This is a genomic window from uncultured Sphingomonas sp., from assembly GCF_913062585.1.
In the GTDB taxonomy this organism is placed as follows: Bacteria; Pseudomonadota; Alphaproteobacteria; order Sphingomonadales; family Sphingomonadaceae; genus Sphingomonas.
The window spans coordinates 91,868-117,451 of the sequence record NZ_CAJXWX010000007.1; the positions used below are offsets into that span (position 1 = coordinate 91,868).

The 25,584-nt window shown below is 67.8% G+C and carries 22 protein-coding genes; 15 read left to right on the top strand and 7 right to left on the bottom strand.

Annotated elements, in window-relative coordinates:
• Positions 1-29: 29 nt before the first annotated feature.
• The 10 genes from QZ546_RS07020 (at position 30) to QZ546_RS07065 (ending at position 8,769) form a co-directional block, all read left to right on the top strand.
• Positions 30-1,460 (top strand): methyl-accepting chemotaxis protein, encoded by a 1,431-nt coding sequence (locus QZ546_RS07020; protein WP_294235874.1) that lies wholly within the window; start codon positions 30-32, stop codon positions 1,458-1,460.
• A 116-nt stretch (positions 1,461-1,576) separates the two neighbouring features.
• Entirely contained in the window at positions 1,577-1,846 is a 270-nt protein-coding gene (locus tag QZ546_RS07025) for an STAS domain-containing protein (RefSeq protein ID WP_294235875.1), read from the top strand.
• Positions 1,847-1,859: 13 nt separating this feature from the next.
• The gene (locus QZ546_RS07030) at positions 1,860-4,055 is read left to right on the top strand and encodes a chemotaxis protein CheA (protein ID WP_294235876.1); all 2,196 of its coding nucleotides are present in this window, start codon (positions 1,860-1,862) and stop codon (positions 4,053-4,055) included.
• Positions 4,052-4,921: a protein-glutamate O-methyltransferase CheR gene (locus QZ546_RS07035; RefSeq protein ID WP_294235877.1), complete on the top strand. Its 870-nt coding sequence runs from the start codon at positions 4,052-4,054 to the stop codon at positions 4,919-4,921. Before QZ546_RS07030 ends, QZ546_RS07035 begins: the two co-directional genes overlap by 4 nt.
• The gene (locus QZ546_RS07040; protein WP_294235878.1) at positions 4,921-5,937 is read left to right on the top strand and encodes a chemotaxis response regulator protein-glutamate methylesterase; all 1,017 of its coding nucleotides are present in this window, start codon (positions 4,921-4,923) and stop codon (positions 5,935-5,937) included. Before QZ546_RS07035 ends, QZ546_RS07040 begins: the two co-directional genes overlap by 1 nt.
• 5 nt (positions 5,938-5,942) lie before the next feature.
• Positions 5,943-6,548, top strand: a complete 606-nt coding sequence (locus QZ546_RS07045; protein WP_294235925.1) for a chemotaxis protein CheD — start codon at positions 5,943-5,945, stop codon at positions 6,546-6,548.
• A 29-nt stretch (positions 6,549-6,577) separates the two neighbouring features.
• Positions 6,578-6,955, top strand: coding sequence for a response regulator (locus QZ546_RS07050; RefSeq protein ID WP_294235879.1), 378 nt, complete (start codon positions 6,578-6,580; stop codon positions 6,953-6,955).
• Positions 6,956-6,980: 25 nt separating this feature from the next.
• Positions 6,981-7,424: a chemotaxis protein CheW gene (locus QZ546_RS07055; RefSeq protein ID WP_294235880.1), complete on the top strand. Its 444-nt coding sequence runs from the start codon at positions 6,981-6,983 to the stop codon at positions 7,422-7,424.
• Positions 7,425-7,477: 53 nt separating this feature from the next.
• Positions 7,478-8,491, top strand: coding sequence for a chemotaxis protein CheB (locus QZ546_RS07060; RefSeq protein ID WP_294235881.1), 1,014 nt, complete (start codon positions 7,478-7,480; stop codon positions 8,489-8,491).
• Positions 8,488-8,769 (top strand): hypothetical protein, encoded by a 282-nt coding sequence (locus tag QZ546_RS07065; RefSeq protein ID WP_294235882.1) that lies wholly within the window; start codon positions 8,488-8,490, stop codon positions 8,767-8,769. Before QZ546_RS07060 ends, QZ546_RS07065 begins: the two co-directional genes overlap by 4 nt.
• A 27-nt stretch (positions 8,770-8,796) precedes the next feature.
• Here the strand turns inward: QZ546_RS07065 and QZ546_RS07070 are convergent, their stop codons facing one another.
• From QZ546_RS07070 to QZ546_RS07085, 4 genes are all read right to left on the bottom strand, one after another.
• Positions 8,797-9,291, bottom strand: a complete 495-nt coding sequence (locus QZ546_RS07070) for a hypothetical protein (RefSeq protein ID WP_294235883.1) — start codon at positions 9,289-9,291, stop codon at positions 8,797-8,799.
• Between the two features lie 257 nt (positions 9,292-9,548).
• Positions 9,549-12,425, bottom strand: coding sequence for a TonB-dependent receptor (locus QZ546_RS07075; protein WP_294235884.1), 2,877 nt, complete (start codon positions 12,423-12,425; stop codon positions 9,549-9,551).
• A 301-nt stretch (positions 12,426-12,726) separates the two neighbouring features.
• Positions 12,727-13,539, bottom strand: a complete 813-nt coding sequence (locus QZ546_RS07080; RefSeq protein ID WP_294235885.1) for a ferredoxin--NADP reductase — start codon at positions 13,537-13,539, stop codon at positions 12,727-12,729.
• A gap of 85 nt (positions 13,540-13,624) precedes the next feature.
• Positions 13,625-15,877, bottom strand: coding sequence for a TonB-dependent siderophore receptor (locus QZ546_RS07085; RefSeq protein WP_294235886.1), 2,253 nt, complete (start codon positions 15,875-15,877; stop codon positions 13,625-13,627).
• A 78-nt stretch (positions 15,878-15,955) separates the two neighbouring features.
• On the opposite strand from QZ546_RS07085, the gene QZ546_RS07090 reads away from it, so the two are divergent.
• The 3 genes from QZ546_RS07090 to QZ546_RS07100 are packed head-to-tail and all read left to right on the top strand — an operon-like array spanning position 15,956 to position 18,208.
• Positions 15,956-16,282: a hypothetical protein gene (locus QZ546_RS07090; protein ID WP_294235887.1), complete on the top strand. Its 327-nt coding sequence runs from the start codon at positions 15,956-15,958 to the stop codon at positions 16,280-16,282.
• Positions 16,279-17,841 carry a PepSY domain-containing protein gene (locus QZ546_RS07095; RefSeq protein WP_294235888.1) on the top strand — a complete coding sequence of 521 codons (1,563 nt, stop codon included), beginning with the start codon at positions 16,279-16,281 and terminating at the stop codon, positions 17,839-17,841. The genes QZ546_RS07090 and QZ546_RS07095 overlap by 4 nt, the downstream gene beginning before the upstream one ends.
• Entirely contained in the window at positions 17,834-18,208 is a 375-nt protein-coding gene (locus QZ546_RS07100) for a hypothetical protein (protein WP_294235889.1), read from the top strand. Before QZ546_RS07095 ends, QZ546_RS07100 begins: the two co-directional genes overlap by 8 nt.
• On the opposite strand, the gene QZ546_RS07105 is transcribed toward QZ546_RS07100, so the two are convergent.
• Positions 18,114-19,049: a glutaminase gene (locus tag QZ546_RS07105; RefSeq protein WP_294235890.1), complete on the bottom strand. Its 936-nt coding sequence runs from the start codon at positions 19,047-19,049 to the stop codon at positions 18,114-18,116. The two genes, QZ546_RS07100 and QZ546_RS07105, sit on opposite strands and share 95 nt — an antisense overlap.
• A gap of 116 nt (positions 19,050-19,165) precedes the next feature.
• On the opposite strand from QZ546_RS07105, the gene QZ546_RS07110 reads away from it, so the two are divergent.
• Positions 19,166-20,461, top strand: coding sequence for an MFS transporter (locus tag QZ546_RS07110; protein ID WP_294235891.1), 1,296 nt, complete (start codon positions 19,166-19,168; stop codon positions 20,459-20,461).
• Here the strand turns inward: QZ546_RS07110 and QZ546_RS07115 are convergent.
• Positions 20,419-21,174 carry a DeoR/GlpR family DNA-binding transcription regulator gene (locus QZ546_RS07115; protein ID WP_294235892.1) on the bottom strand — a complete coding sequence of 252 codons (756 nt, stop codon included), beginning with the start codon at positions 21,172-21,174 and terminating at the stop codon, positions 20,419-20,421. The two genes, QZ546_RS07110 and QZ546_RS07115, sit on opposite strands and share 43 nt — an antisense overlap.
• A 174-nt stretch (positions 21,175-21,348) precedes the next feature.
• Positions 21,349-24,141: a TonB-dependent receptor gene (locus tag QZ546_RS07120; RefSeq protein ID WP_294235893.1), complete on the bottom strand. Its 2,793-nt coding sequence runs from the start codon at positions 24,139-24,141 to the stop codon at positions 21,349-21,351.
• A 200-nt stretch (positions 24,142-24,341) separates the two neighbouring features.
• Here QZ546_RS07120 and QZ546_RS07125 point away from each other — a divergent pair, with 200 nt between their 5' ends.
• Positions 24,342-25,577, top strand: a complete 1,236-nt coding sequence (locus tag QZ546_RS07125; protein WP_294235894.1) for a histidine-type phosphatase — start codon at positions 24,342-24,344, stop codon at positions 25,575-25,577.
• Positions 25,578-25,584: the final 7 nt, after the last annotated feature.

Genomic DNA, 25,584 nt, shown 5'->3' on the forward strand with positions numbered 1-25,584 from the left:
GCCGACCGGCTGTTGGAGGGTTTGCCGCTATGTTGTCCTGGTTTGCCAAGACCGCGCCTATTCGTTTGAAGTTCGACGTGCTGACCATCGCCTATGCCGGCATTGCCTCCATCGGCCTGGGTGCCACCGTCATGGCGAGCGGCGGCCTCGCGCCGACGACGCCGGTGATCGCGGCCGCGCTTGCGCTGGTCGCGTCGCTCATCGTGTCGCGCGTCAGCCGCAAGCTGATCTGCGATCCCTATGTCAGCAGCGTGGTCGCGATGGAGCACCTGGCCGCCGGCGATGTCGACCGCGAGATCCTCTATAACGATTACCGCGACTGCATCGGCCGGATGGCCAAGGCGATGCACGTGTTCCGTCGCAACGCCGCAGAGGTGCAGAAAGCGGGCGAGGCACAGCGGATCGTCGTCGAGGCGCTGGGCAAGGGGCTGGTCGAACTGGCCGACGGCAATCTGACCGAGACGATCCATACACCCTTCCCCGCCGAATATGAAAAGCTGCGCAGCGACTTCAACCGTGCGACCGAATCGCTGGGCCGCGCCCTGGGCACCGTGACGGTCGCCACGCACGGCATCAATTCGGGGGCGAGCGATATCCGCCAGGCCTCCGACGACCTGTCGCAGCGCACCGAGCAGCAGGCCGCCAGCCTGGAGGAAACCGCCGCCGCGATGGACGAGATCACCTCGACCGTCCGCCAGACCGCCGAGGGCGCCAACCGCGCCAACAAGGCCGTTGCCGATGCGCGGGTCGAGGCCGAACAGTCGGGCGAGGTCGTGCGCCGCGCCGTCGACGCCATGGCCGGCATCGAACGCACCTCCAGCGAGATTTCCGAGATCATCAGCGTGATCGACGGCATCGCCTTCCAGACCAACCTCCTGGCCCTGAACGCGGGTGTCGAGGCGGCGCGGGCGGGCGATGCGGGCAAGGGCTTCGCGGTCGTCGCCTCCGAAGTACGCGCCTTGGCCCAGCGCTCGGCCGATGCGGCGAAGGACGTGAAATCGCGCATTCTCGCCAGCTCCGAACAGGTCGAATCGGGCGTCAGCCTCGTCAGCGAGACCGGCCGCGCGCTGGAGCGGATCATCGGCCAGATCGCCGAGATCAGCACGCTGGTCGAAAACATCGCCAGCTCGGCCGAGAAACAGGCCATCGGGCTTCAGGAGGTCAACACCGCCGTGTCCGCGATGGACGGCGTGACCCAGCAGAACGCCGCGATGGTCGAACAGGCCACCGCCGCCGCCCGCTCGCTGGCGGTCGAGGCCGACGGCCTGGCGCGCGAGATCGCCCGTTTCCGCATCAGCAACGTGCAGGGCGCCAGCATCGCCGCGCCCCAGCCCGTGCATCAGTTGCAGCAGCGGGCCGCCGCCGCCGGTCGCCGCATGACCCAGGCCGCTCGCCCCGCCCCGGCGGCAGTCGGAAACGTCGCGCTGGCCGTCAACGAAGACGAGTGGACCGAATTCTGAACCCGGCGCCGCGCGCCGATCGGCGCGCGGGCTCCGCAATGATCCGCGTTAACCACGGATTCTTAACGATCCCCGTCTCATAATAGCGCCACGCCATTCGCGTATGGAGTTCCGCCTTGACCGCTCTGTCCCTCGCCTCCGTGCTCGACACCACCGCTGCTGCCCCGCTGCGCCAAGCGCTGCTCGACCTGATCGCATCGGGCGACGCCATCGTGCTCGACGGGTCGCAGGTGAAACAGGTGGGACAGGCCTGTCTTCAGGTGCTGGCGAGCGCACAGGCCATGGCCGCTTCGGTCCGCGCCGATTTCGAATTGCAAAATCCATCCGAGCCGCTGGCTTCGATGATCGCGCTGGCCGGGCTCGACAGCCTCGCCACCGCCGCCTGAGGGGGCCCACCCGATGAATCTCGACGAGATCCAGCAGATTTTCTTCCAGGAATGCGAGGAAGGCCTCGGCACCCTGGAATCCGCCTTCGACGATCTGAAGCGCGCGCGCCATGATGACGAGACGATCAATACCGTCTTTCGCGCGGTCCACTCGATCAAGGGCGGCGCGGGCGCGTTCGGCCATGAACGGCTGCAGCATTTCTCGCACCATTACGAAACCCTGCTCGACCTGATCCGCAACGGCACGCTGCCGCTGGGCGAACCGCTGATCGACCTGATCGTCGCCGCCTTCGACACGCTGTCCGACCATGTCGCCGCCGCGCGCGGCGAAGGCGCAATGCCCGCCGACCAGGCGATGCTCGACCGTCTGGCCGCCGCGGCGCTGGGCGACATGGGCGCAGCCTCGACTGAACCGGACCTTGCCGCCAACGATGTCGCCCCCGAAGCGGAAGCCGCGCCGGCGCTCGACGATTTCGACGCGCTGTTCGCGATGCTGGAGGATCCCTCGCTCGCCGCGCCCGCCGCAACCGCGGCGCCCGAATGGATCGTCACCGTGCATCCGGGCCCGCGCGCCTTCGACCATGGCGCCGAGCCGATGCTGGCGCTGCGCGAACTGGCGCGCATGGGCGGCCGCACGCTGTCGGCGGACCTGTCCGACCTGCCGCTGCTCGACGGGCTGGATGCCGAACGCGCCTATATCGGCTTCACCATGGCGCTGCCGGGTGCGATCGACGAAGACGATATCCGCGCGGTCTTCGACTTTGCCGATCCGCAGTGCCGCCTGACCATCACCCGCGATTCGGCCGAGAATCCGGCACCGGACGTGCTGGAGGTCGCCGTCGAGGCGGCGGTCGCTCCGTCTCCGCCGGCCCCCGCCCCAACTCCCGCCGTCACCGTCGCGCCATCCGCGCCCGTCATCGCCGACGCGCCGGCCCCCGTCGTCGCCACGCCCGCCGCCCCCGCGCCGGCATCCGGCGGCGAGCCGAGCGGCGGTCCGCGCGTGGCCGCCACCCAGACGATCCGTGTCGATCTCGACAAGCTGGACCGCCTGGTCAATCTGGTGGGCGAGTTGGTGATCACCCAGGCGATGCTGGCGCAGCGCCTGTCCGAGAACGAGATGGGCTCGATCCCCGAGCTGTCCGACCTCGACCACCTGACGCGCGAGCTGCAGGATTCGACCATGGCGATCCGCGCCCAGCCGATGAAGACGGTGTTCAGCCGCGTGCCGCGCATCATCCGCGAACTGGAGGTCGAGACCGGCAAGCGTGTCCGCCTGGAGGTCGAGGGCGAGATGACCGAGGTCGACAAGACCGTGGTCGAGCGCATCGGCGAGCCGCTGACCCACCTCATCCGCAACGCCGTCGACCATGGCCTGGAAACCCCGGCCGACCGCAAGGCGGCGGGCAAGGACGGCGAAGGCGTCGTCACCCTGTCGGCCGCCCACCAGTCGGGCCGGATCGTCATCACCGTCGCCGATGACGGGCGCGGCATCGACCGCGCGCGCGTCAAGGCCAAGGCGATCGAGCGCGGCATCATCACCCCCGATGCGCAGCTGTCCGAGGAAGAGATCGACAATCTGATCTTTGCCCCCGGCTTCTCGACCGCCGCCGTCGTCTCCAACATCTCGGGCCGCGGCGTCGGCATGGACGTGGTGCGCAAGAACATCCAGGCGCTGGGCGGCCGCATCGGCATCCAGTCGGTGCTGGGCAAGGGATCGAGCTTTTCGCTCAGCCTGCCGCTGACGCTGGCCGTGCTCGACGGCATGATCGTCACCGTCGGCGACCAGACCTTCGTCATCCCGCTGACCCATATCGTGGAAAGCCTGCGCCCCGGCATCGACGAGGTCCAGGTGGTCGGCGGCCAGTCGCCGCTGCTCGACGTGCGCGGCACCTATGTGCCCGTCCACAGGGTCGGCGAGCAGCTGGGCGTCACCGGGGCGATCGCCAAGCCCGAAAATGCCGTGCTGATCGTGGTCGAAAGCGACCAGGGCCAGGCCGTGCTGATGGTCGATTCGATCCAGGATCAGCGCCAGGTCGTGGTCAAGAGCCTGGAGGCCAATTACCGCGCCATCCATGGCCTGGCCGGGGCGACCATCCTGGGCGACGGCCGCGTGGCGCTCATCCTGGACGTCGATGCGCTGATCGGCCGCTGGCGCCGTGACGGGCGCGGCGCGTCGGCCGGTGCGTTCATCGAGGATCTGGCCGCTTGAACGCACTGGCCGCCCTGTCCTCCCGCGGGAGCGAACGCGAGATGGAGTTCGCCTTCTCGGCGTCCGACCACCGCGCGATCGCGGACATGATCTACGCCGAATCGGGCATCCTGCTGCCCGAGAGCAAGGCCAAGCTGATCTATGGGCGGCTGGCGCGGCGGCTGCGCGCCTGCGGGCTGTCGAACTTTCCCGATTATCTCGCGATGATCGAGCAGGATGCGGACGAACGCGCCCGCGCGATCGATGCGCTGACCACCAACCACACCTCGTTCTTCCGCGAAAATCATCATTTCGAGCATTTCCGGGACGAGCTCTGGCCGGAATTCCGCCAGCGGCTGGCGACCGGCGGGCGCGTTCGCGTCTGGTCGGCGGCCTGCTCGAGCGGCGAGGAACCCTATTCGCTGATGATGACCCTGGCGGGCCAGGACGTCCGCGCCGCCGAGACGCTGGCGAGCCAGGATTTCCGCCTGCTCGCGACCGACCTGTCGCCCAGCGTCATCGCCACCGCCCGCGCGGGCCGCTATCCGCTCGAGACGACGCGCGCCATGCCCGCGTCGATGCGGGCCACCTGGTGCCGTCAGGTCGGCGATCAGGACGAACTACATCCCGCGCTGCGCGCGCCGATCGCTTTTCGCGAACTGAACCTGTTGCGCGGATGGCCGATGAAACGGCCGTTCGACGTCATCTTCTGCCGCAACGTCATGATCTATTTCGACGAGCCGACCAAGGCCCGGTTGTTGGGGCGCTTCGCCGATCAGCTGGTCGCGGGCGGCACCCTCTATATCGGTCATGCCGAACGTATTCCGCCGGAGGTCGCGGATCGGTTCCGCTGCATCGGTCGCACCGCTTTTCAGAAAGTCTCCTGATGGCCATTCGCACGCTGATCGTCGACGACTCCCCCACCATGCGGGCGCTGATCGCCAACACGCTGAGCCGTGACCCCGACATCGAGGTCGTCGGCGCCGCCAACGGCCCGATCCAGGCGCGCGAGATGATCAAGGCGCTCGACCCCGACGTCATCACGCTCGACGTCGAGATGCCCGACATGAACGGGCTCGACTTCCTGGAGCGCGTAATGCGGCTGCGGCCCATGCCGGTCGTCATGCTCTCGACGCTGACCCAGGCGGGGGCGGACATCACCATCCGCGCGCTGGAGCTGGGCGCGGTCGAATGCTGCGCCAAGCCGGCGGCGGGCTGCGTCGATCGCAACCTGGCCGCCAGCGTCAAGGCCGCCGCGGGCAGCCGCCGCATCCGGGTGAGCGAACCCGCCCCGTCCGCGTCGGTGCCCCATGCGCAGTTCGAGCCGCTACCCAAATCGCTGATCGCGATCGGCGCGTCGACCGGCGGTGTCGAGGCGCTGATCCAGGTGCTGAGCGGCTTTCCGGCGAACTGCCCGCCGACGGTCATCGTCCAGCACATGCCAGCGACCTTCACCACCAGCTTTGCCGCCAGGCTCGACCGGCTGTCCCAGCCGTCCGTGGCCGAGGCGCGGCACGGCCAGCCGCTGCTGCCCGGCCATGTCTATCTCGCGCCCGGCGGCACCCATCATCTGGAGGTCAGCGGCTTCGAGGGCCAGTATCGCGCGCGCCTGATCCCCGACGACCCGACCAGCGGCCACCGCCCCTCGGTCGACCGCCTGTTCCAGAGCGTGGCCAAAGTCGCGGGCCGCAACGCCGTCGGTGCGATCCTGACCGGCATGGGCCGTGACGGCGCCGAAGGGCTGCTCGCCATGCGCGCCCAGGGCAGCTTCACGGTGGGCCAGGACAAGGAAAGCTGCGTCGTCTATGGGATGCCCGGCGTCGCGCAGGAAATCGGCGCGGTGACCCGGCAGCTGACGCTGACCCGCATCGGCGCCGCGCTGATCGACCGGTGCCGCGCATGAACGCCATGCCCCACCGCCCCGCCACGGGCCCCATCGGCGCCCCCGTCACCGGCGCCTTCACCGGCCTGGCGCAACGCGACGGATTTCGCCGGATCAACGTGATCCAGGGCGAAACCCGCGTCAGCCAGGAAAAGGATGTCGTGCTGACCACCGTGCTGGGCAGCTGCATCTCGGCCTGTCTCTACGATCCGATCGCCGGGGTCGGCGGCCTCAACCATTTTCTTCTCGCCGAACCGGGCATGACGGAAACGGATCCTAAATCCATGCAGCGCTATGGCGTGTATGCGATGGAAGTTCTGATCAACGCGATGATGGCGCTCGGCGCACAGCGGCACAGCCTGAAGGCACGGCTGTTCGGCGGCGCGATGATGCGCGACGGCTTCCGCGACATCGGTGCGGCCAATGCGCAGTTCGCACGCCGTTTCCTGGCGGACGAGCGGATCGCGCTGGTCGGCGAGGATGTCGGCGGGATCAGCGCGCGTCGCGTCGAATTCCGTCCGGCCCTGGGCCTCGCCCGGTGCCGTCATGTCACCGATGCGCTGCCACCGCCGCCGCGCATCGCCCGCCCAACCCCGCCACCCGCCGCGACCGGCGACGTGGAGTTCTTCTGATGACCCAGATACAGTCGAAAGGCCCCTTCGTGTCCCAGACCATCATGACCGTGGACGATTCGCCCAGTATGCGAATGCTGCTCCGCGCCGCGCTGACCGATATGGGATATCAGGTGCTCGAAGCCGAGGACGGCGTCCATGCGCTCGACACGCTGGACGGCGTCACGCCCGAGACCGCGCCCGATCTGGTCATCACCGACATCAACATGCCGCGCATGGACGGGTTCGGCCTGATCGAGGCGCTGCGTCGCCAGCCCGGGCATCGCAACCTGCCCATCCTGGTGCTGACCACCGAAAGCTCCGACGAGAAGAAGGCGCGCGCGCGCGAAGCGGGCGCGACGGGCTGGATCGTCAAGCCCTTCAACCCGGAAAAGCTCGCCGCGGCCATCCGCCGCGTGCTGCACTGATCCCCTGATCCCGAGGAAACCGACCATGTCGCGTCAGCTCATCACCTTCCAGCTCGGCGACCAGATCCTGGGCGTCGACATCATGGCCATCCGCGAGATCCGCGCCTGGTCGCCCGCCACCCCGCTGCCCAACGTGCCCGCCCATGTGCGCGGCGTCGTGAACCTGCGCGGCGTCGTCCTGCCGGTCCTCGACCTGCGCCACCGCCTGGGCTGGGGCGTCACCGATCCCAGCGCGCGCCACGTCATCATCGTGGTGCGGATCGGCGACCAGCTGCAGGGCCTGATCGTCGATGCGGTCAACGACATCGTGACCATCCCGCCCGAGGCGATGCAGCCGCTGCCCGACATGGGCGACGCGACCGCGGCCCATTATCTGGAGGGCCTGGCGACGATCGAACAGCGCCTGATCCTGATCCTGGCGCTCGACCGCCTGACCGACAGCGTGTCGCTGACGGCCGAGGCGGCTTGAACTTCTTTTTTCCCTGTACGTGACGGCGTATCCGTCTTGGAAGGTATACCGTAATGGCCGACGTAAAGGTTCTGGTGGTCGATGACTCGCTGACGATGCGGGTCCTCATCTCGGGCGCCCTGGAGCGGATCAAGGGCGTCGCGGTCGTCGGCGCCGCCGACGGCGCGGTCGAGGCCCGCGATATGGTCATCAAGCACCGTCCCGACGTGATGACCCTGGACGTCGAAATGCCGGGCATGAGCGGCCTGGAATATCTGGCCGAGATCATGGAGGAACGGCCGATGCCGGTCATCATGTTCTCGACCCGCACCGCCGCGGGTGCGGCCGAGTCGATCGAGGCGCTGCGGCTGGGCGCGATCGACTGTTTCCCCAAGCCCAAGGTCGCGGTCCAGTCCGAACTCGACGCCATCATCGGCAAGCTGGGCAAGCGGATCAAGTCGGCGCGCAACGCCGATCTGAAGCGCACCTCGGCCAGCTCGCTGAGCCAGGCGCGCAAGGCCGCGCCGCCGCCGATGCACTGGAACGGTCGCGTCCTGGCGATCGGCGCGGACTCGGCCAACACCCAGGCGCTGTTCGACCTGTTCCAGACCTTCCCCGAAAACTGCCCGCCGACGCTGGTCGTGCAGCAGATGAGCCCCGGCCTGCTGACCCCGATGGTCGAGCAGCTGCGCGAACAGATCGCGCCGCGCGTCCTCGAGGCGAGCGATGGCCTGAAGGTGGAGCAGGGCACCATCTATTTCGCGCCGCAGGGCGATACCCACATGGTCATCGACAGCTGGCCGGACGCGACGATCCGCCTGCTGGCCCGCGAGCCGGTGGCGGGCGAACGCCCGTCCATCTCGCTGCTCTTCGCCTCGGTCGCGAAGGCGGCGGGCAGCAACGCCCTGGGCCTGCTGGTCGCGCTGGACGACGAGGACGGCGCGGCGGGCCTGCGCGCGATGCTGGCGGGCGGCGCCTATGCGATCGGCCGCAACGGCACCGACTTCACCCTGTTCAAGGGCATGGCGTCGCAGCCCCTGGTAGGCGGCACCATAGCCTCGAACGTCATGAAATTGTGCGGCAAATGACGGTGCCGGGCGGGGACGGGGCGCTGGCCCGTGCACTGGCGGACGAGCTGGTCGACCTGACCCGCTCGCTCGCCGACCTGGCCTATGAACTGGGCAGCGATCCGGGGACGCTGCGGCGTCACATGGTCAGCATCCAGTCGATCGACCGGATCACCCAGGCGCAGCTGGCCATCGCGGAAATCCTGCGATCCGATGCGCCGGTGGCGAACCGGATCGACGGGGTCACGCTGGAGACGCTGGCCGACAGCCTGCGCAACCGGATCGGCCAGGCCGCCTGAGTACGGGCCGCCTAAGTACGGGCCGCCTCAATCCAAAACGTTCGGATGGTCGCGCACGGTCAGGCGCTCGATCAGCGGACGCAGACCGTTCAGCCATTCCCGCACGCCCGTCCGCGTTTCCTCGCTCAGGCTCAGCAGCGCCAGGCGACGGTCGGTCGGATGCGGCGCACTTTCGAACATGCCGTTGGACACCAGCATGTTGATCCAGCGGACAGCAGTCGTCCGGGGAACGCCCGAGGCCCGGTAGCAGGCACTGGTTTCGACCGGCCGCCCCGCCTCTTCCTCCAGGAACACGAACAGCAGCATATCGAAGGCCGGATCGGCGAACAGGTCGGCGGAAAAAAAGCCACCTATCCCCTCACGCGCGGACCGGATGATGCGACCGATAGCGGCCGGAGTGATGCGCGCCTCATTCTCGCTGCGGACCAGGGATTGGACCATCTCCAACTCGTCGCGTATGCGACGAAGCCGGTCATCAATACCTGCCGGCACATGTTCCCCTGCATCGTAGCGGTCGCTCATGACCTCCGCTCTCCGACCATATCATTCCCCCTGTCGTCAGAGTTTTTGCTCGCTCGACCCTCCCGAATGCTATTTCGGTTTCGCCGCGTCTCCGCAATTCTCTCGGTTAAGGGATGGCATCGAAATTAGGGTGGGTTAACCAAAAACTTAAGAATTCGATCCGCGATTCCATCCCGGATCGGACTAATCCCATCAAAAATTCGGGCTTGAAAAGGCGAACCAGGTCAGGTTCGCCCCCAGAAACGACATGTCGGCTGTCAGAAGAACAGCTTGCGGATCGACAGCCTGACCGTCCGGCCCAGCGGATCGAGATAGCCCGGCTGATAACCGATCGGAACCGTACCGGTGGAATCGGTCACACGCTGCCGCTGGTTGAACAGATTGTCGACCGACAGACTGACCCGCGTGCCGCGCAGCCAGGGGTGCTTCTTCAGCAGGTCCAGACGCTGGCCCAGATCGGCGAACAGGCGGACGTCGACCGTGGCGAGGCTGCCGAAATTGAGCGGCTGCGGATTGCCTGGGGTGCCGCCATTGACCCGCGTGGCGCTCTGCCAGTCGCCCGAGAAACGCACGCCGACGCCATTGTTGGAATAGCCCGCCTGCGCCTCGATCTTGTGACGCGAGGTGCCGCCGCTCGACCCGATGGCATCGCCGCGAAGAAGGTCCAGATCGGGCCCGCCATCGGCGACGATGACCCGGTCCTCGAAGGTCCAGGTGTGATAGAGCGCGAACTGCAACCGGCCGCCGCCGCGACCGCCGCCAAAGCCGCCGCCCCGGAAACCGCCGCCGGGACCACCGGGGCCAGCACCAGGGCCACCCGGACCCGCACCGGGACCGCCCGGACCATCGGGACCGCCCTGCCCTTCGCGACGCGGACCACCCTCGCCGCCCGGTCCCCCGCGCCAGCCGGGGAAGTTCAGGCCCGCAAAGGGATTGGGACCGGTGCCTGCGCGAAACGCCTCGATCTCCTTCTGGATCTTCGACTTGATCGGGCGGGAGAAGTTGAGGCCCCAGCGCAGCTGCGACCGCTCGGTCCGCGCGAAGTTGATCGGGCGGGAATCGACGCGCAGCAGATTGCCCGCCGCATCGCGCGTGAAGCGGTCGGGGAACGCCTCCTCGATCGCGGCGGTCGGCGTCGGGAAGGACGCGATCGGGTCGTCGGTGTTGATGCGGTAATAGTTGGCGGTCAGGTTGAGGTCCCGGTCTTTCCAGGGCTTCAGCGTCAGGCCCAGCTTCATGACATGACGGCTGTCCGCCACCAGCGCCGGGTTGCCGCCGCTCACCGCCGTGATCGTCGCGGTCGTGCCGCGCACATAGTCGAACAGCCGGACATTGGGCGTGGTGATCGTCGGATTGCCCAGCTGCTGCGCGGTCGGCGCGTCCTCCTGGTCGGTCCAGGAGGCGATGAAGCGCACACCCTCCAGCGGCGACCAGTTGGCGCCATAGCCGATGGTGGTCAGCGTACCGAAGTCGGAGAGGTGATTGGCACCGGCATTCACGTTCAGCGACAGGTTGCCGATCGCACCCAGCACCTGGCGGTCGCGATTGGCGATGGGGACGTCCAGATTGACCTGGCCGTTGACGATGTCGCGCGACACGTCGCCGGTCTGGACCACGCCGAAGCGCGTCGAGCTGCTCGAAAAATCGCTGGTCTGGCCGCCCAGCTTGACGCTGGCCTGTACGTCGCCGGCGGGCATCGCGAAGACGCGGCCGTTGAGCAGCGCATCGACTTCGCCCGATGACGAGGTCGATCGCGCAAAATTGCGCGACGCCATGGTCAGCATGTCCAGCGGGCCATAGGGGTTGGCGGTCGGGTCGCCCGCGTTCAACCGCGCCTGGAAGCCCGTCACGTCCAGTCCGGTATCGGTCGCCACCCGGCTTTCGGCACGGTCGTAGGAGCCGGTCACCGACCAGCGCCACTTGCCGATATCGCCGTTGAACACCGTGCCCAGATGCGCGGTCAGCCCGGTATTGTTCTGGACCAGCGGGCCATAGGCGTCGCTCAGCCGCGTGATCGTCGCGCCGGTCGTGAAGGGCGAATAGGGATTGCCCGCAGGCAGCAGCAGATTGGCCGAGGGCAGGCCGTTCCAGCTGTTGCTCTGCGTCGTCTGCACCTCGGCGTTGAACGAGGCCGCCACCTTGGGGAAGATGTTGCGCGCATAGACGATATTGGCGTCCCATTGCCGCTGCGCCGATTGCAGCGTGCGATAGGGCGTGACGTCGGTCGACGTCGCGGGGCTGCCCGCCAGCTGCGCCAGGCTGGGCGCGGCGGAGAGCCCGGCGGGCACGCCGACCACGCTGGGGTTGCTACCGGTCAGCGCGGCCAGGCCCGGATCGGCGGTGACGATGTTGCCGCCCAGCGACGCGTTGGACGCGGGCGCGACGATGCCGCGCTCCGCCTCGGTCAGGCGCGAGCCTTCGGTATAGTCGGTATGGATGCTCAACCGCTTGTCGCGGCGGATCTGCAGCCAGTCGAGCTTGCCCTGCCCCTTGGCCGATCCCCCCTGGGTCGGCACGGTCCCGACCGCCTCGGCCGCCAGCGAGCGGAAACGCGGGCGAAGGACGAAGTTCACCACCTTCTGGTCGGCGCTATAGCCATATTTCAGCGCGACCTCTTCGGGGAAGATGTCGACGCGCTGGATCGCCTCGGTCGGCAGGTCGCGGATTTCCTGGAAGCCCGCGATCCGGCGGCCGTTGAGCAGGATCACCGGCGATCCGCCGCGCCCGCTGGTCGTCTGCGGCGCGAGTTCGGTCAGCAGGTCGGAGACGCTCGACACGCCATAGGAGCGGATATCGGCGGGGCTCAGCTGTTGGTCGGGCGGAATGTCGCCGATGACCTTGCCGGGTTCGCGGCGCGCGGTGACGACGACATCGCCCTCGTCGCCGCTTTCCTCGTCCTCGGCGGGGGCTGGTCGCGCCGCGCCGCGCGTGCGGGTGGCGGGCGCGGTCTGCGTCCCACTTGCCGGGGCGACGGTCGGGGCACTGCCCGTCATCGGCGCAGCGGCGGCGCCGTCGCCTTGGGCGGGCGCCGGGGCCTGGGTCGTCGTCGGCGTCTGGGCGGGCGGGGTCGCCACCTGGGCCTGCGCGATCGCTGGCGTCGCGCTCGCCACCATCAAACCCGCCCAAAGCCGCATGTCCGTCCCTTTTCCCGTTATCCGTCGGTTCGGGCGTTAGGACGCAAATGTCGCATAAATGTGCCGTCCGCGCCGACAATTGTCGTGAGGCGATGCAGGTGCGTGCGCGCCGTTTCTTTTGTCTTCGACCCCGGCGAAGGCCGGGGCCCAGGATCGAGGCTGTAGATGGCGCGCTCAACGAAGCGGGGGAGGCAATCGCGATCCGCCCGCTTTTGCCTCCCCCGCCTTGTCACTGTGCCGCCTCACCACCTTGGCAACTGGGCCCCGGCCTATGCCGGGGTCGCGCCGATGGTCGGCGAAATTAGCCCGCAAACGCCTTTTCGATCACATAGGCACCCGGCTGCGCGTTCGAGCCTTCGGGGAAGCCCATCTCTTCGAACTTGGCGCCGAGCGACTTGATCATCTCCATGCTCCCGCACATCATGATCCGGTCGGTTTCCGGGTTGAAGCCGTGCGCGCTGGGCAGCCCGGCGAACAGGCGGCCATCGTCGATCAGCGCGTCGATGCGCCCCGAGGTGTGGAACGGCTCGCGCGTGACGGTGGGCACATAGTGGAACTTCTCCTGCGCCACGTCGCCGACCAGGGGATCGTCGGCCAGCTTGGCCGCCAGCTCGTCATGAAAGGCCAGGTCGCTGACCCGGCGGACCGAGTGGACGATCACCACCTCGTCGAACATGTCATAGATGTCCGGGTCGCGCGCGACCGACAGGAAGGGGGCAAGGCCCGTGCCGGTCGACAGCATGAACAGCCGCTTGCCGGGCAGCAGCGCGTCGGCGACCAGCGTGCCGGTGGGCTTGCGGCCCAGATAGATCTGGTCGCCCGGCTGCACCTTCTGCAGCTTGCTGGTCAGCGGGCCGTCCTGGACCTTGATCGACAGGAAATCGAGCTTCTCGTCATAGGCCGGGCTGGCGACCGAATAGGCGCGCAGCAGCGGCTTGCCGTTGTCGCCCTGGAGCCCGATCATCACGAACTCGCCCGAGCGGAAGCGGAAGCTGTCGGGGCGCGACACCGAGAAGGAGAAGAGATGCTCGTTCCAGTGGTGGACGCTCTGAACCGTCTCGACGCTCAGCGCGGTGGTCGGGCTCAGTTCGGGCAGGGCAGTATCGGTCGACAAACCTCAAAACTCCTTTGCGCCCCTTGCCCGCCGATCGGTCGGCGGGGCGGGCGGATACGTCATATGCGAATGAATCGGGTGCGCCTTACCAAGAATAGCGCAGGCTGCCTACAAAGGTCCGCGATGCCCCGTAATAGCAGCCATTGTTGAAGAAACAGCTGGTGATGTGGCGCTTGTCGAACAGATTGGCGACATTGGCGGTCAGGCTCAGCCCCGCCATCGCCGGGCTGACCCGGCCGAGATCATAGCCGAGCATCAGGTCGGCCAGCCAGTAATCGGGCGACTGAAAGCGGCGGACAACCGTTTTTCCCGCCGCGACGGTGGTGGCGGTGCCATCCGAGTCGCCGACATAGCGGACTCCGGCGCCCAGGCTCAGCCCGCCCAGCGCGCCCGCCGTCCCCGCCTTGCCCAGGTCATAGGACAGGAAGCTCGACGCGCTCCATTGCGGGACACCTAGCGGCCGCGTGCCGGTGACACCGCTCAGCTGGTCACCGGAGCCGACCACGGGCGAGCCCTGCGTCACGCGCGGGTCGTTATAGGTCGCGGCGACCACCACGTCGAAGCCCGGCGCCACCGTGCCGCGCCCATCCAGTTCGATGCCGCGGATCGCGACTTCGCCGATCTGCACCTGCGCATTGGTCGGGATATTGCCGGTGCCCGCGCGCGGATCGGCGACCGGAACGTTGCGGCGGCGCAGGTCGAAGGCGGACAGGGTGAACAGCGCGGTCGTGCCGCGCGGCTGGTATTTCAGCCCCGCCTCATATTGGCGCCCGGTGACGGGGGTGAAGTTGCGGCCATCCCATGTGCTGCCTGTCTGCGGCTCGAAACTCTCCGAATAGCTGACAAAGGGCGAAAGGCCGATCTTGGTCTCGTAGAGCGCGCCCAGGCGCGTGGTGAAGGCGGTCTGGTTCAGCCGGGTGACGGCGCTGGTATTCAGATTCTGCGTCGTCTGGTTGTACGTGTCCCACCGCCCGCTGGCGATCAGTTGCAGGCCGCCGATCGCGATCTGGTCCTGAAGATAGACGCCGACCTGATCGCGCTTGGTGTAGTTATGCGTCTGGGTGATCGGGAAGCTCGGCAGCGGCACGCCATAGGCCGGCGCGAACAGGCTGAGGTTCGGGATGTTGAACACCGGGTTCGCATTGGTGCCGGTATAGAAGGCCTGGTAATTCTCGCCGCGATTATGCTGCCAGTCGACGCCGGCCAAAAGGGTGTGGCGGACGGGGCCGGTATCGAGCTTGCCGACCAGGTGATTGTCGACGGTGAAGGTCTGGAACGCCTCGTCCGATCCGCCGCCGCCGCGTTGCAGGGTCGAGAAGTCGCTATTGCCGCCACGCGTGACATAGCCCGAGCCATAGATCTGCCGGTAATGCAGCCCAATGGCCAGATAGCGCGCATTGGTGGTCCAGCTCAGCCGGTCGTTCAGGTCGTGGCGGAACAGGATCGTCGCCGATTTCTGGGTCCGGTCGAACGCTTCGTATGACGGCTCGGAGGTGTTGAAATCGACCGGTAGCACGCCGAACGGATTGGGCAGCGCCGAGCCATAGACCGGCACCCCGCTATAGGAGCCCGATTCGGGATCGCGTTGATAGTTCAGGATCAGGGTGACGCTGGTCGCACTGTCCGGCGCGAAGGTCAGCATGGGGCGGGCATAATAGCGGCGATTGGCGGTATATCGGATGAAGCCGTCCGACTCCTCGGCGCCCGCGATGATGCGGAACAGCCAGCGATTATCGGCATCGAGCGGGCGATTCACGTCGATGCTGGAGCGCAGCAGCGCGTAATTGCCCGCCGCCAGTTCGATCCGTCCGCCCGCGCCCGCATAGGGCAGCTTGCTGGTCAGGTTGACGAGGCCGCCGGGCGTGCCCGAACCATAGGTGACGCCCGCCGGCCCCTTCACGACGTCGACCGATTCGACCAGATGGAAATCGACCTGCGGGCTGGCATAGACGCCGCCGAGCAGCCGCATCCCGTCCATGAAGATGCCCGGCGCGAAACCGCGCAGGTACAGCTGGTCGTAACGGGTGGCGACATTGCCGCGCTGGTTGGGTGCGACACCCGCGACATAGCCCAGCGCCTGGTTGATCGACTGCGCATTGCGGCGGGTGAGTTCCGCCTGGTCGATGACCGCGATCGTCTGGGGCGTGGCGATCAGGGGAATGTCGGTCTTGGTGCCCGACGTCCCGCTCTTCTTCTCGCGCTCGCCCTGGACGACGATCTCTTCGTTGCGCAGCTTCTGCGCGTCGTCGTCGATCGGTCGTGCCGAAGCAGGGATGGCACTCCCCAGCATGACGCTCGTGGCACATGCGACCAGCAGCGTTCCGCGAAGCCCGCGCATAAAATTACTCCCTGCTATTGATAGTGACTCTCAAATGCTGCTAAAGCCATGTCATCATCATGACAAGGGCCATCCCGCGTGCCAGCCAGCCAAGCCATTGACGAACACGCCGGACGCCGCTGGCGGGCCGGATTCGCCATGGCGTGGCGGTGGATCACCGCCGCCATCGGAGGCTATGGATTCGCGGTCGCCGCGGCGATGCTGGCCGCGCGGACCCTGCCCGCCGCCGGTCCGCTGGCGCGGATCGAGGCGACCGGCTGGCCGATGATCCTCTCCTTCCTGGTCTATGCCGGGATCGGGCTATGGTCGCTGCACGACGTCCGGCTGGGCCGGGTCGGCGCGGTGGTCTGGGGCGGGGCGCTGGCGATGGCGGTGCTGCTCAAGCTGCTGGGCGTCCGGCCGTGAGCGCCGCTGCCAGGAAACAGCCGGGCTGGCGCCAGACCATGGCCTGGGCGCATGGCTGGCTGGGCCTGATCGCCGGGTGGATCCTGTTCACCATGTTCCTGACCGGCACCTCGGCCTATTTCCGGCCCGAGATCACCCAGTGGATGCAGCCGGAAATCCGCGCACAATCCGCCACCCCGGCGCAGGCGGCGGCCTCGGCGATCCGCCATCTGTCGCGGATCGGGCCCGACGACCTGCAATGGTATATCTATCTGCCCGACGAGCGGACGATCGCCACCCGCGTCTTCCGCATCCCCGCCAAGCCCGATCCCCGGGCACGCGGCGGCGAGTTCGATCTCGACCCGGTCAGCGGCGCCCCCCTGATCGCGCGCGAGACGCGTGGCGGCGAGCATTTCTATCGCTTCCATTTCCAGCTTCAGCTGCCGCACCCTTGGGGGCGCTGGCTGGCCGGGCTGTGCGCGATGGCGATGCTGGGCGCGATCATCTCGGGCGTGATCACGCACAAGCGCATCTTCGCCGACTTCTTCACCCTGCGCTGGAACAAGGGGCAGCGCAGCTGGCTTGACGCGCACAATGTCTCGGCGGTGTTCGGCCTGCCCTATCATGCAATGATCACCTATACCGGGCTGATCACGCTGATTACGATGTACATGCCGTGGCCGGTGGTGATGAACTATCCCAAGCCCGCGCAATTCCTGCAGACCGCCTATGGGACGCCCGAGGATGTGCCCGCCAGCGGCCTGCGCCGTCCGCTCGTCGCCATCGCGCCGCTGATCGCGGATGCCGAACGCCGGCTGGGCGGTCCCGCCACCCGTGTCATCGTCCAGAATCCCGGCGACGCCGCCGCGCGCGTCTCGATCGCGCTCGCCAAGCGCGGCGCGATCAGCGCGCGCACCCCCACCGTCACCTATGAGGGCGCGACCGGCCGCTTCGTCAGCCGCAGCGGCGACCCCGCCTCGGCGATCGAGACGGCGGGGGTGATGCTGGGCCTGCATGTCGCGCAATATGCGGGCATCGCGCTGCGCTGGGCCTATTTCGTCCTGGGGCTGACCGGCACCGCGATGGTCGGCACCGGCCTGCTGCTATGGACCGCCAAGCGGCGCAAACCCGGCGCAGCGCCGTTTTTCGGACTGAGGCTGGCGGAGCGGCTGAACATCGCGGTCATCGCCGCCTTCCCGACCGGCATGGCCGCCTATCTGCTCGCCAACCGGCTGATCCCGGCGGACATGGCCGCGCGGGCCGATATGGAGGTATCGGCGATGTTCTGGACCTGGGGCCTGCTGGCGCTGGCGCAGTTGGGCCTGCCCGCCCGGCGCGCCTGGACGATGGTGTTCGGCCTGGCCGCCGCAGCCTGGGCCGCGATCCCGCTCGTCAATGCGCTGACGACCACGCGCTGGCTGATCCCCGCGCTGCTCGACGGCGACCATCTGTTCGCCGCCTTCGACCTCGCCTGCCTGGCCATCGGTATCGGTTTCGCCGTTGCCGCGCGGGTCAGCGCGCGTCCCGCCGCCCGTACTCCCAGACGGACCCGTCACCCCCTGGAGCCCGCCCATGCTTGATACGATTGCTTTGTGCTTCATCGCTTTCTGGCTGCTCGCCGCCGGCTCGCATCGTCATGCGCGCGAGGCGGGGACGCTGCACGATGCACGGCTGCGCACCGGCCTGAAGCTGCTGGGCGGCGCGGTGCTGCTGCTGGCGCTGTCGGGCTGCGGCACGGCGATCACCGGCGAGCGGATCGTGCGGATCTTCGGCGCCGCCGCGATCGCGGGCGTCGCGCTCAACCTGATCCTGTCGGTCCGGGCGAGCGCCGCCTTTGCCCCCTTGCGCGCGGTCAACCGGCTTGCGGGTCGAACACGGACCAGCCGGTCCGCTGCACCAGCCGTTCGAGCGCCAGCGTACCAAGCTGCGAATTCCCGCGCGCGTTGAGACCGGGCGACCAGACCGCGATCGAGGCGCGGCCCGGTACGATCGCCAAGATGCCGCCGCCGACCCCCGACTTGCCCGGCAGGCCGACGCGGAAGGCGAACTCGCCCGACCCGTCATAATGGCCGCAGCTCATCATCAGCGCATTGATGCGCCGCGCCCGCTGCGGTGACACGACCGAGCGCCCCGTCCCCGGATTGACGCCCCGCGCCATCAGGTAACGCCCGGCGAGCGCCAGCTGCCGACAGCTCATGGCGAGCGCGCAAAAGTGGAAATAGACGCCCAGCACCCGGTCGACGGGATGATGGAGATTGCCGAAGGCGCGCATATAATGCGCCAGCGCCTGGTTGCGGTGTCCCGTCTCCATCTCGGCCTGGGCGACGGCGGCGTCGATGACGATGTCGTCCTCCCCCGCCAGTGCGCGGACGAAGCGCAGCATCTCGCCGATCGCCTCGCGCGGTTCATACCCGCCGAGCAGCACATCGGCGACCACGATCGCGCCGGCATTGATGAACGGATTGCGCGGGATGCCGCTTTCGGTTTCCAGCTGGACGATCGAGTTGAACGCGGTCCCCGACGGCTCGCGCCCCACCCGCCGCCACAGCTGATCGCCGACCGCACCGAGCGCCAGGGTCAGCGCGAACACCTTGGAGATGCTCTGGATCGAGAAACTCTCCTCGGCATCGCCCGCCAGATGGCATTGCCCGTCCGCCTCGATGATGGCGATGCCGAAGCGGCGCGGGTCGATGTCCGCCAGCGCGGGGATATAATCGGCCGGTTTGCCCCGGTCGGGGGCCTCGGCCATCTCGGCGGCGATATCGGCGACGATCGCGGACAGATCCATCCGTCTCTGGTGCCGCCTGCACGGCCCTTTGTCGAGCCGCCGCGAACCCGTCACAAACCGGAGCTAGGGGGAGCAGCGCTTCCTCCCAAAGCCTCAACGGACGTCCATTCAACACCATGCGCGACAGGGACACCACCCCGCCCGCTCCCGGATTCTGGACGCTCGCCAGCGTCGAGGGCTGGGAGCGCTGCGCCATCCAGGGCGCGAAGGCCCTGCTGACGCTGTTCCTCGTGACCGACCTGCTGGTCCGGCCCGGCGCCGCGGTGGTCGGGCTGGCGGCGTTGCGCGACGGGATTGCGCGGGTGACGGGCGCGCAGGGCGATATCGCCTTCGCCTCGGAGCTGTACGGCCTGTACGGCGCGCTGACCTATCTGGTCCTGCCGTTGGGCGGCTGGATCGCGGATCGCAGCGGGCGGCGGCGGCCCGCCATGTATGCCGGGGCCGTGCTGATGACGCTGGGGCTGTTCGCGCTGGCAAGCCGCGTCTGGGCGCTGCCCGGCCTGGCGCTGCTGATCGCGGGCATCGGCCTGCTGAAGGGCAATCTGGCCGCCGAGGTCGGGGCCCTGCGCGGGCGATTGGCGGGCGAACGGCTGTTCGCCGCCTATCTGGCATTCCTGAACGGCGGTGCGATGCTCGGTCCCCTGATCGGCGGATGGCTGGCCTGGCGCTATGGTTTCGCGGTGGCTTTCCTTGCCATGGCGGGCACCATGGTCGTCGCGATGCTGACCCTGCGGACCGCGCCGCCCATCCCCCTCGCCATCGCGCGTCCGGCGGCGCATGGGCCGACCGACTGGCGACGGGTGATCCCCGCCGTCGCGGCGGTGACGTTATGCTTTTGCGCCTATGAGCAGTTGACCAACATGGTCTTGGTCTGGGCGGAGCAGCGCGTCGCCCTGTCGGTCGGCGGGCTCGCCATCCCGCCCAGTTGGCTGGCGGCGATGGACGGGCTGTTCACCATCGCGCTGGCGCTGCTGGCCTATCGCCTGTCGCCGCGCCTGTCCCGCGAGCCGGGCGCGGCGGCGAAGCTGATGGCGGGCGGACTATCCATCGCGCTCGGCTACACGCTGCTGGCCTGGCTGGCGCGCGGCGAGGCGATGGTCGGGCTGGGCGACGTGATCGGCGCGGTCCTGCTGCTCTCGCTCGGCGTCGTGCTGTCCTGGCCCTCGGCGCTGGCGATCGTCCTGGCCGCGGCACCGCCGTCCCGGCGAGGCGTGATGACGGGGCTATTCTACCTGCACGGCTTCGTCGCGCATCTGATGGTGGGGCAATTGGGCGCGCTCTATCCGCGCATCGACCAGTCCCGGTTCTGGCTGATCCATGCCGGGTTCGGGATTGCGGGCGCCGCCGTCGCCCTCCTGATCCGGCGCGGTCAGGCGATCACCACCTCCACACCGGTCAGCGCCTCGGCATAAGCGGGCGACAGCGCGGCGTCGGTCACCAGCATCGCGACGTCGCCGAGCGCCGCCACCTGGATCGTGCCCGGCCGGTCGAACTTGCTCTGGTCGGCGGCGATCAGCGTGCGGCGCGCGCGGGCGATCATCATGCGGCACAAAGCCGCCTCGCCCGCATGATAGTCGGCGAAACCATGGTCGAGATTGACCGATTCGACCGACAGGATCGCCAGCGCCGGCGTGAACATGCTCAGATATTCGCGCGCCGTGGCGTCGAAACAGGCGCGATATTCATAATCCATCTCGCCGCCCGCCAGCATGACGCGATTGTCGTTGCGCCCGCCCAGCTCGGCGGCCACGCCGACCGCGTTGGTCACGATGGTCAGGCCCTGATGATCGCGCAAGGCCCGCGCGACATAATGGCCGGTGGTGCTGGCATCGAGATAGATGGTCTGGCCCTCCGCCACCATTTCCGCGACGGCGGCGGCGATACGCTGCTTGGCCTCGGCATGGCGTTGCAGCCGGGCGGCGAAGGAGCCCTCGGTTTCCACCTTGGCGATACGCACCGCGCCGTGCGCCCGCACCACCGCGCCGGATGCCTCCAGCACGCGCAGCTCGCGCCGCACCGTCTCCTCGGACACCGACAGCGCCTCGGCCAGTTCGCCGATGCCGTGAAAGCCGCCTTCTCCCAATAGCGCCACGATCTCGTGCTGGCGGCGCTGGCGTTTCATCATATCGGCCAAATCCTCTTATTCGCGCCCTGCTGTCGCGCGACCAATGCTATCGCGCGACCAATCGGTCAGGAACCCCACAAAAAATCGCCGACGGCACACGAGAAGCGGGCCGTCGGCGTAGGTGCGCTCCGGTACCGCTGGGGGGCGGGCACCGGATCGGGGAGGGGGTGAAGCTTAGAAGGCGTAGGTCAGGTTGAGCATGTAGATGCGCCCGGTCTCGACATAACCGCCCTTGCGGTCGTTCGAAAGGTACGCCTTGCGCTCGCTGGTCGTCGCCCAATAGCTGTGTTCGTTGAACAGGTTCTGCACCGACATGCCGACCGTCAGGCCCGAGGGCAGGACATAGTTGACGATCAGGTTCGAGATCGTCGTCGGCTGGATATAGGTATCCGGACGGCTGGAGCGCAGATCGTACAGGCGGTCGCCGGTATAGTTATAGTTCCACTCCGCCGACAGGCCGCCATGGGTGTAGAACAGCGCGGCGTTGTACATGATCTTCGGCGCCTGGGTCATGCGCTGGTCGCGCATCTGCCCGTTGACGAACACCCGCGCCGTGGCGCGCTGCACCGTGACATTGGCCTGGAGTCCCAGACCGTCGAGCAGGCCCGGCAGGCCCTTCAGCGAATAACGACCGAACAGTTCGACGCCATAGATCTTGCCGGTGGCATCGGTGGTCAGGCTCGACACCTCGACGCCGCCCTGCTGCTCCGACTGGGGATTGCCCCAGATGTTATAGTCGCCGGTCGCATTGGTGGTGCCGGTCGCGAACAGGACGTGGTTCAGATCCTTGTAGAAGGGGCTGATCGAGAAGAAGTCCGTCCCCTGCCCCTTATATTCGACCGAGGCGTCGTAATTCCACGCGGTCTGCGCATTCAGGTTCGGGTTGGGGATGAACACGCCCGTCACCTCGCCCAGATCGTTGCGCGAGACCTGGGTCGGCCCGAGCAGCAGATCGAAAGCCGGGCGCGAATAGCTCTTCCGAACCGACGCGCGGATGACCATGGCGTCATTGGGCCGGTAATTGGCGATGACGCTGGGCAGCCACATGTCGTAATGGCGGCTCGACGTGGCAAAGGCGCCGGTGTCGTTGCCCTGGTCCTGCCAGTACGTGCCCTTGAAGCGGTTATATTCGTAGCGGACGCCCGGCACGACCTGAAGATCGCCGAACTGCATCGTCGCCATGGCATAGCCGGACAGGCGATTCTCGCGCCCGTCGAGGCGGTTTTCCTTCAGCTTGACCGGATCGAGCCCGGCGATCTTCGGGGTCGACAGCCGTGCGACCTCGTCCTCGATGAACCTGGTGTCGATCAGGAAGATCGGCACCTGCGCCGCGCCGTTCATGAACCCGCCGAGCATCCGGCCGGGCAGCGTCATCAGCCCCGGACCCGTCGCGGCGTAGCGCGGCGAATCGCTGCCATCCGCATTGGGGAAGGTATATTGCAGCGCGCCGTCGTCACCCAGCGCATTGGCATAGCGCTTGGCATCCTCGACCTTGGCGCCCGCCGAGATAGAGACGAGGCCCTGGTCGGCATGGTGCCAGGTCGTGTCGAACTGCCCCTCCAGGCGGCGTTCCCACGTATTCTCGAATTGCTGGGTGACGTACCACTGCTTCAGCTTGGTCAGGTCGGTCAGATAGGCGCGCGCCGCGTCGGTCAGCACGACCTGCGGGAAGGTGCGCTGGCCGATCGAGGTGACCATGCGGTAATTGGCGACACCCGTATTGTCCGCGGTGCCGATATAGGGCGCGCCCGCAAAGCCCGACTGGATACGCAGGGGGTAATCCTGCGACCCCCGCGAATAGGCGCCGTGATAGTCGAAGGTGAAGTCGCCCGACCGGGTCTGGCCGCCCAGCTTGGTCGTCACCAGTTCCTGGTTGCTGTGCTCGGTCCGGAAATAGTCGGTCGCGGTCAGGCCGTAATCGGCGCGATACCCCGCCGCGTCGTACGAGCCCTTATTGGGGTTCGGATTGGTCTGATAGGGCGCAAGGCTGGTCTGGCGCAGCGCGGTCTGATCCATCCAGCTCTTCAGCTGGTACCGGCCATAGGTGGAATGAAGGTACAGGTCGGTCCCCTCGCCCTTCCAGTCGAGGTTCAGCGTGCCGCCCATCCGCTGGATGCGGTTGCGGAACGCCTGCCACTGCACGCCGCGCGCGAACACATTGTCCAGATTGTCGCGGATCATGCCGGGGATGTTATTGTTATACTTCTCCCAGTCATGCTGCACGGCGGTCGACTCGCCCAGCACATGCTTCAGGCCGTAATAGGCCGAGGCATAGATGCCGAAATCGCCGAAGCGCTGCGCCGTCTCGACCTGCGCGGTGCCGCCCCAGGGGTCTTCGCCGCGCGCCGCCGCACGGCCCGCCACCTGACCCTGGAAGCGGATCTGGGTGCGATGGTTGGGCAGGTCGAAGGCGGTGATCGGCACCATGTCGATGATGCCCGCAATCGCGTCGCCATCATATTTGGCGGTCGGAGCCTTGTCGACGCGCACCGTCTGCAGCGAGAAGGGCGACAGCAGGTTCATCGAGATGGCGCGGGTGCGCGCATCGGTCTGGGCCAGCCGCACGCCGTCGAACGAATAGGCATTGTACGAGGTGTCGAGACCGCGGATCGAGACATATTGCGCCTCGCCCGTCGCCGCCGCGTTGCGCGACTGGTCGACCGACGAGCTGATGCCCGGCAGGCGGGTCAGCAGGTCGGCGAGATTCTGCTGCGGCTGCAGGCGCAGTTCCTCGCCCGAGACGACGGTGGCGAGCGACTGGCTGTGCAGCTGTTCGTCCTGTGCATCCACCATCGCCTGGCGATGGCCCTTGACGATGACGTCCTCGCCGACCTGCGGATCGGCGGCCGCCGCGACGGGCTCGGCGGCGATAGGATCGGCGGCGAACGCGGGATGCGCGATCAGAAGCGTGGCGGCGGTGCCGCACAACAGGCGCACGACATGCGCCCGCTTGAACGAAGCGGTCATGGAATTCCCCCTGGGATAATCGTGATGGCGACGCCCCCCGGGCGCCTTCGACGGCCCCGCTAGGGATGGGCTGTGACAGTCCGATGACTTATTGACCGATTTTTGATGAATTTGAAAAAATAGCCTCAAATTCGGCATTGGGATCATCAGGGACCAACAGATGTCACACTTCTGACCCGCAATCGGTCCAGAACCATCGAATGATCGTCTCATCCTCTCTGCCCCGCCGGCTGCGCACGCTGGCCTTGTTCGCTCTTTCGCTGTCCACGGCGGGGGTTGCCGCACAGGAACCGTTACACTGCGTCAGCGATCTCACCCTGGACCGCGTCGTCATCCTGATGCGGCATGGCGTGCGTGCGCCCCTGGACGGGGAAGTGCCGCATGGCACTCGTACCGCCAGGCCCTGGCCGGTCTGGAACACGCGCGAGAGCGAATTGACGCCGCGCGGCGCGCAAGCGCTGATGGCCGCCGCCCGCGCCGACCGGGCGGAATGGGCGGCGCGGGGGCTGGTTTCGGCCCATGGGTGCCTGGCGCGGGATAGCATTCGAATCTGGACCAACAGCGCGTCGCGCACCATCGCGAGCGGCCAGGCCTATGCCGCCGGACTGGCCCCCGACTGCATGGTGCCGGTACGGCACAAGTCCCTGGGCACGGTCGACCCCTTGTTCGAGCCGCTCCGCGCGCGCGCGACACGCTTCGACGCGACGGCGGCGATCGCGGATATCGGCCGCTTCACCGGCGGGATGGACGCGCTGGTGGCGCGAAACCGTCCGGCGCTGACGCTGCTCGATCAGGTGCTGGGCTGCGGCGATCCGCGCGGCTGCGATCCCGCGGGAGCGCCACGGCTGACCCCCTCGGCGGACGGGCATGGCATCGACCTGTCCGGGCCGATCCGCACCGCCTCTGGCACCGCGCAGGTGCTGCTACTGCAATATGCTGAAGGCTTGGCGCCCTCGGTCGGGGGGCTGCCAGTCGACGGTGCTGTACTGGCACGGTTGGGCACGGTCCATGCCGCGCTGTTCGACATCTATTCCCGCTCGCCCTATATGGCGGCGCACCAGTCTGCCGTATTCGGGCGGCACATGATCAACGCGCTGACCGCCAAGAACGGGGCCAAGGTCGACATGCTGGTCGGGCACGACACCAACGTCACCGCGCTGGCCGCGCTGCTCGGCTTCGACCTGATCGCGCCGGGCTATGCCTCCAACGACGCCGCCCCCGGCGGGGCGATCCTGATCGAGCGCTGGCATGACCCGCGCGGCCGCGCCTTCGTCACGGTCCGTTATCGTACCCAGTCGCCCGATCAGATCCGCACGCAGTCCGCCGCCACCACGGTGACGCCGGTCCGGGTACGCGGCTGCCCCGCCGACGCCCCCTGCCCGCTGAACCGGTTCGTGGCGCTGTTCCGGGACGGGCTCGCTCCGCTGGCACGCTGAGCCCATC

Coding starts and splice junctions, on each gene's coding strand:
- QZ546_RS07040 (WP_294235878.1), top strand. CDS start 4,921: ATGGCCATTCGCACGCTGATCGTCGACGACTCCCCCACCATGCGGGCG.
- QZ546_RS07125 (WP_294235894.1), top strand. CDS start 24,342: ATGATCGTCTCATCCTCTCTGCCCCGCCGGCTGCGCACGCTGGCCTTG.
- QZ546_RS07045 (WP_294235925.1), top strand. CDS start 5,943: ATGCCCCACCGCCCCGCCACGGGCCCCATCGGCGCCCCCGTCACCGGC.
- QZ546_RS07020 (WP_294235874.1), top strand. CDS start 30: ATGTTGTCCTGGTTTGCCAAGACCGCGCCTATTCGTTTGAAGTTCGAC.
- QZ546_RS07085 (WP_294235886.1), bottom strand. CDS start 15,877: ATGCGCGGGCTTCGCGGAACGCTGCTGGTCGCATGTGCCACGAGCGTC.
- QZ546_RS07100 (WP_294235889.1), top strand. CDS start 17,834: ATGCTTGATACGATTGCTTTGTGCTTCATCGCTTTCTGGCTGCTCGCC.
- QZ546_RS07060 (WP_294235881.1), top strand. CDS start 7,478: ATGGCCGACGTAAAGGTTCTGGTGGTCGATGACTCGCTGACGATGCGG.
- QZ546_RS07110 (WP_294235891.1), top strand. CDS start 19,166: ATGCGCGACAGGGACACCACCCCGCCCGCTCCCGGATTCTGGACGCTC.
- QZ546_RS07030 (WP_294235876.1), top strand. CDS start 1,860: ATGAATCTCGACGAGATCCAGCAGATTTTCTTCCAGGAATGCGAGGAA.
- QZ546_RS07065 (WP_294235882.1), top strand. CDS start 8,488: ATGACGGTGCCGGGCGGGGACGGGGCGCTGGCCCGTGCACTGGCGGAC.
- QZ546_RS07070 (WP_294235883.1), bottom strand. CDS start 9,291: ATGAGCGACCGCTACGATGCAGGGGAACATGTGCCGGCAGGTATTGAT.
- QZ546_RS07075 (WP_294235884.1), bottom strand. CDS start 12,425: ATGCGGCTTTGGGCGGGTTTGATGGTGGCGAGCGCGACGCCAGCGATC.
- QZ546_RS07115 (WP_294235892.1), bottom strand. CDS start 21,174: ATGATGAAACGCCAGCGCCGCCAGCACGAGATCGTGGCGCTATTGGGA.
- QZ546_RS07055 (WP_294235880.1), top strand. CDS start 6,981: ATGTCGCGTCAGCTCATCACCTTCCAGCTCGGCGACCAGATCCTGGGC.
- QZ546_RS07105 (WP_294235890.1), bottom strand. CDS start 19,049: ATGGATCTGTCCGCGATCGTCGCCGATATCGCCGCCGAGATGGCCGAG.
- QZ546_RS07120 (WP_294235893.1), bottom strand. CDS start 24,141: ATGACCGCTTCGTTCAAGCGGGCGCATGTCGTGCGCCTGTTGTGCGGC.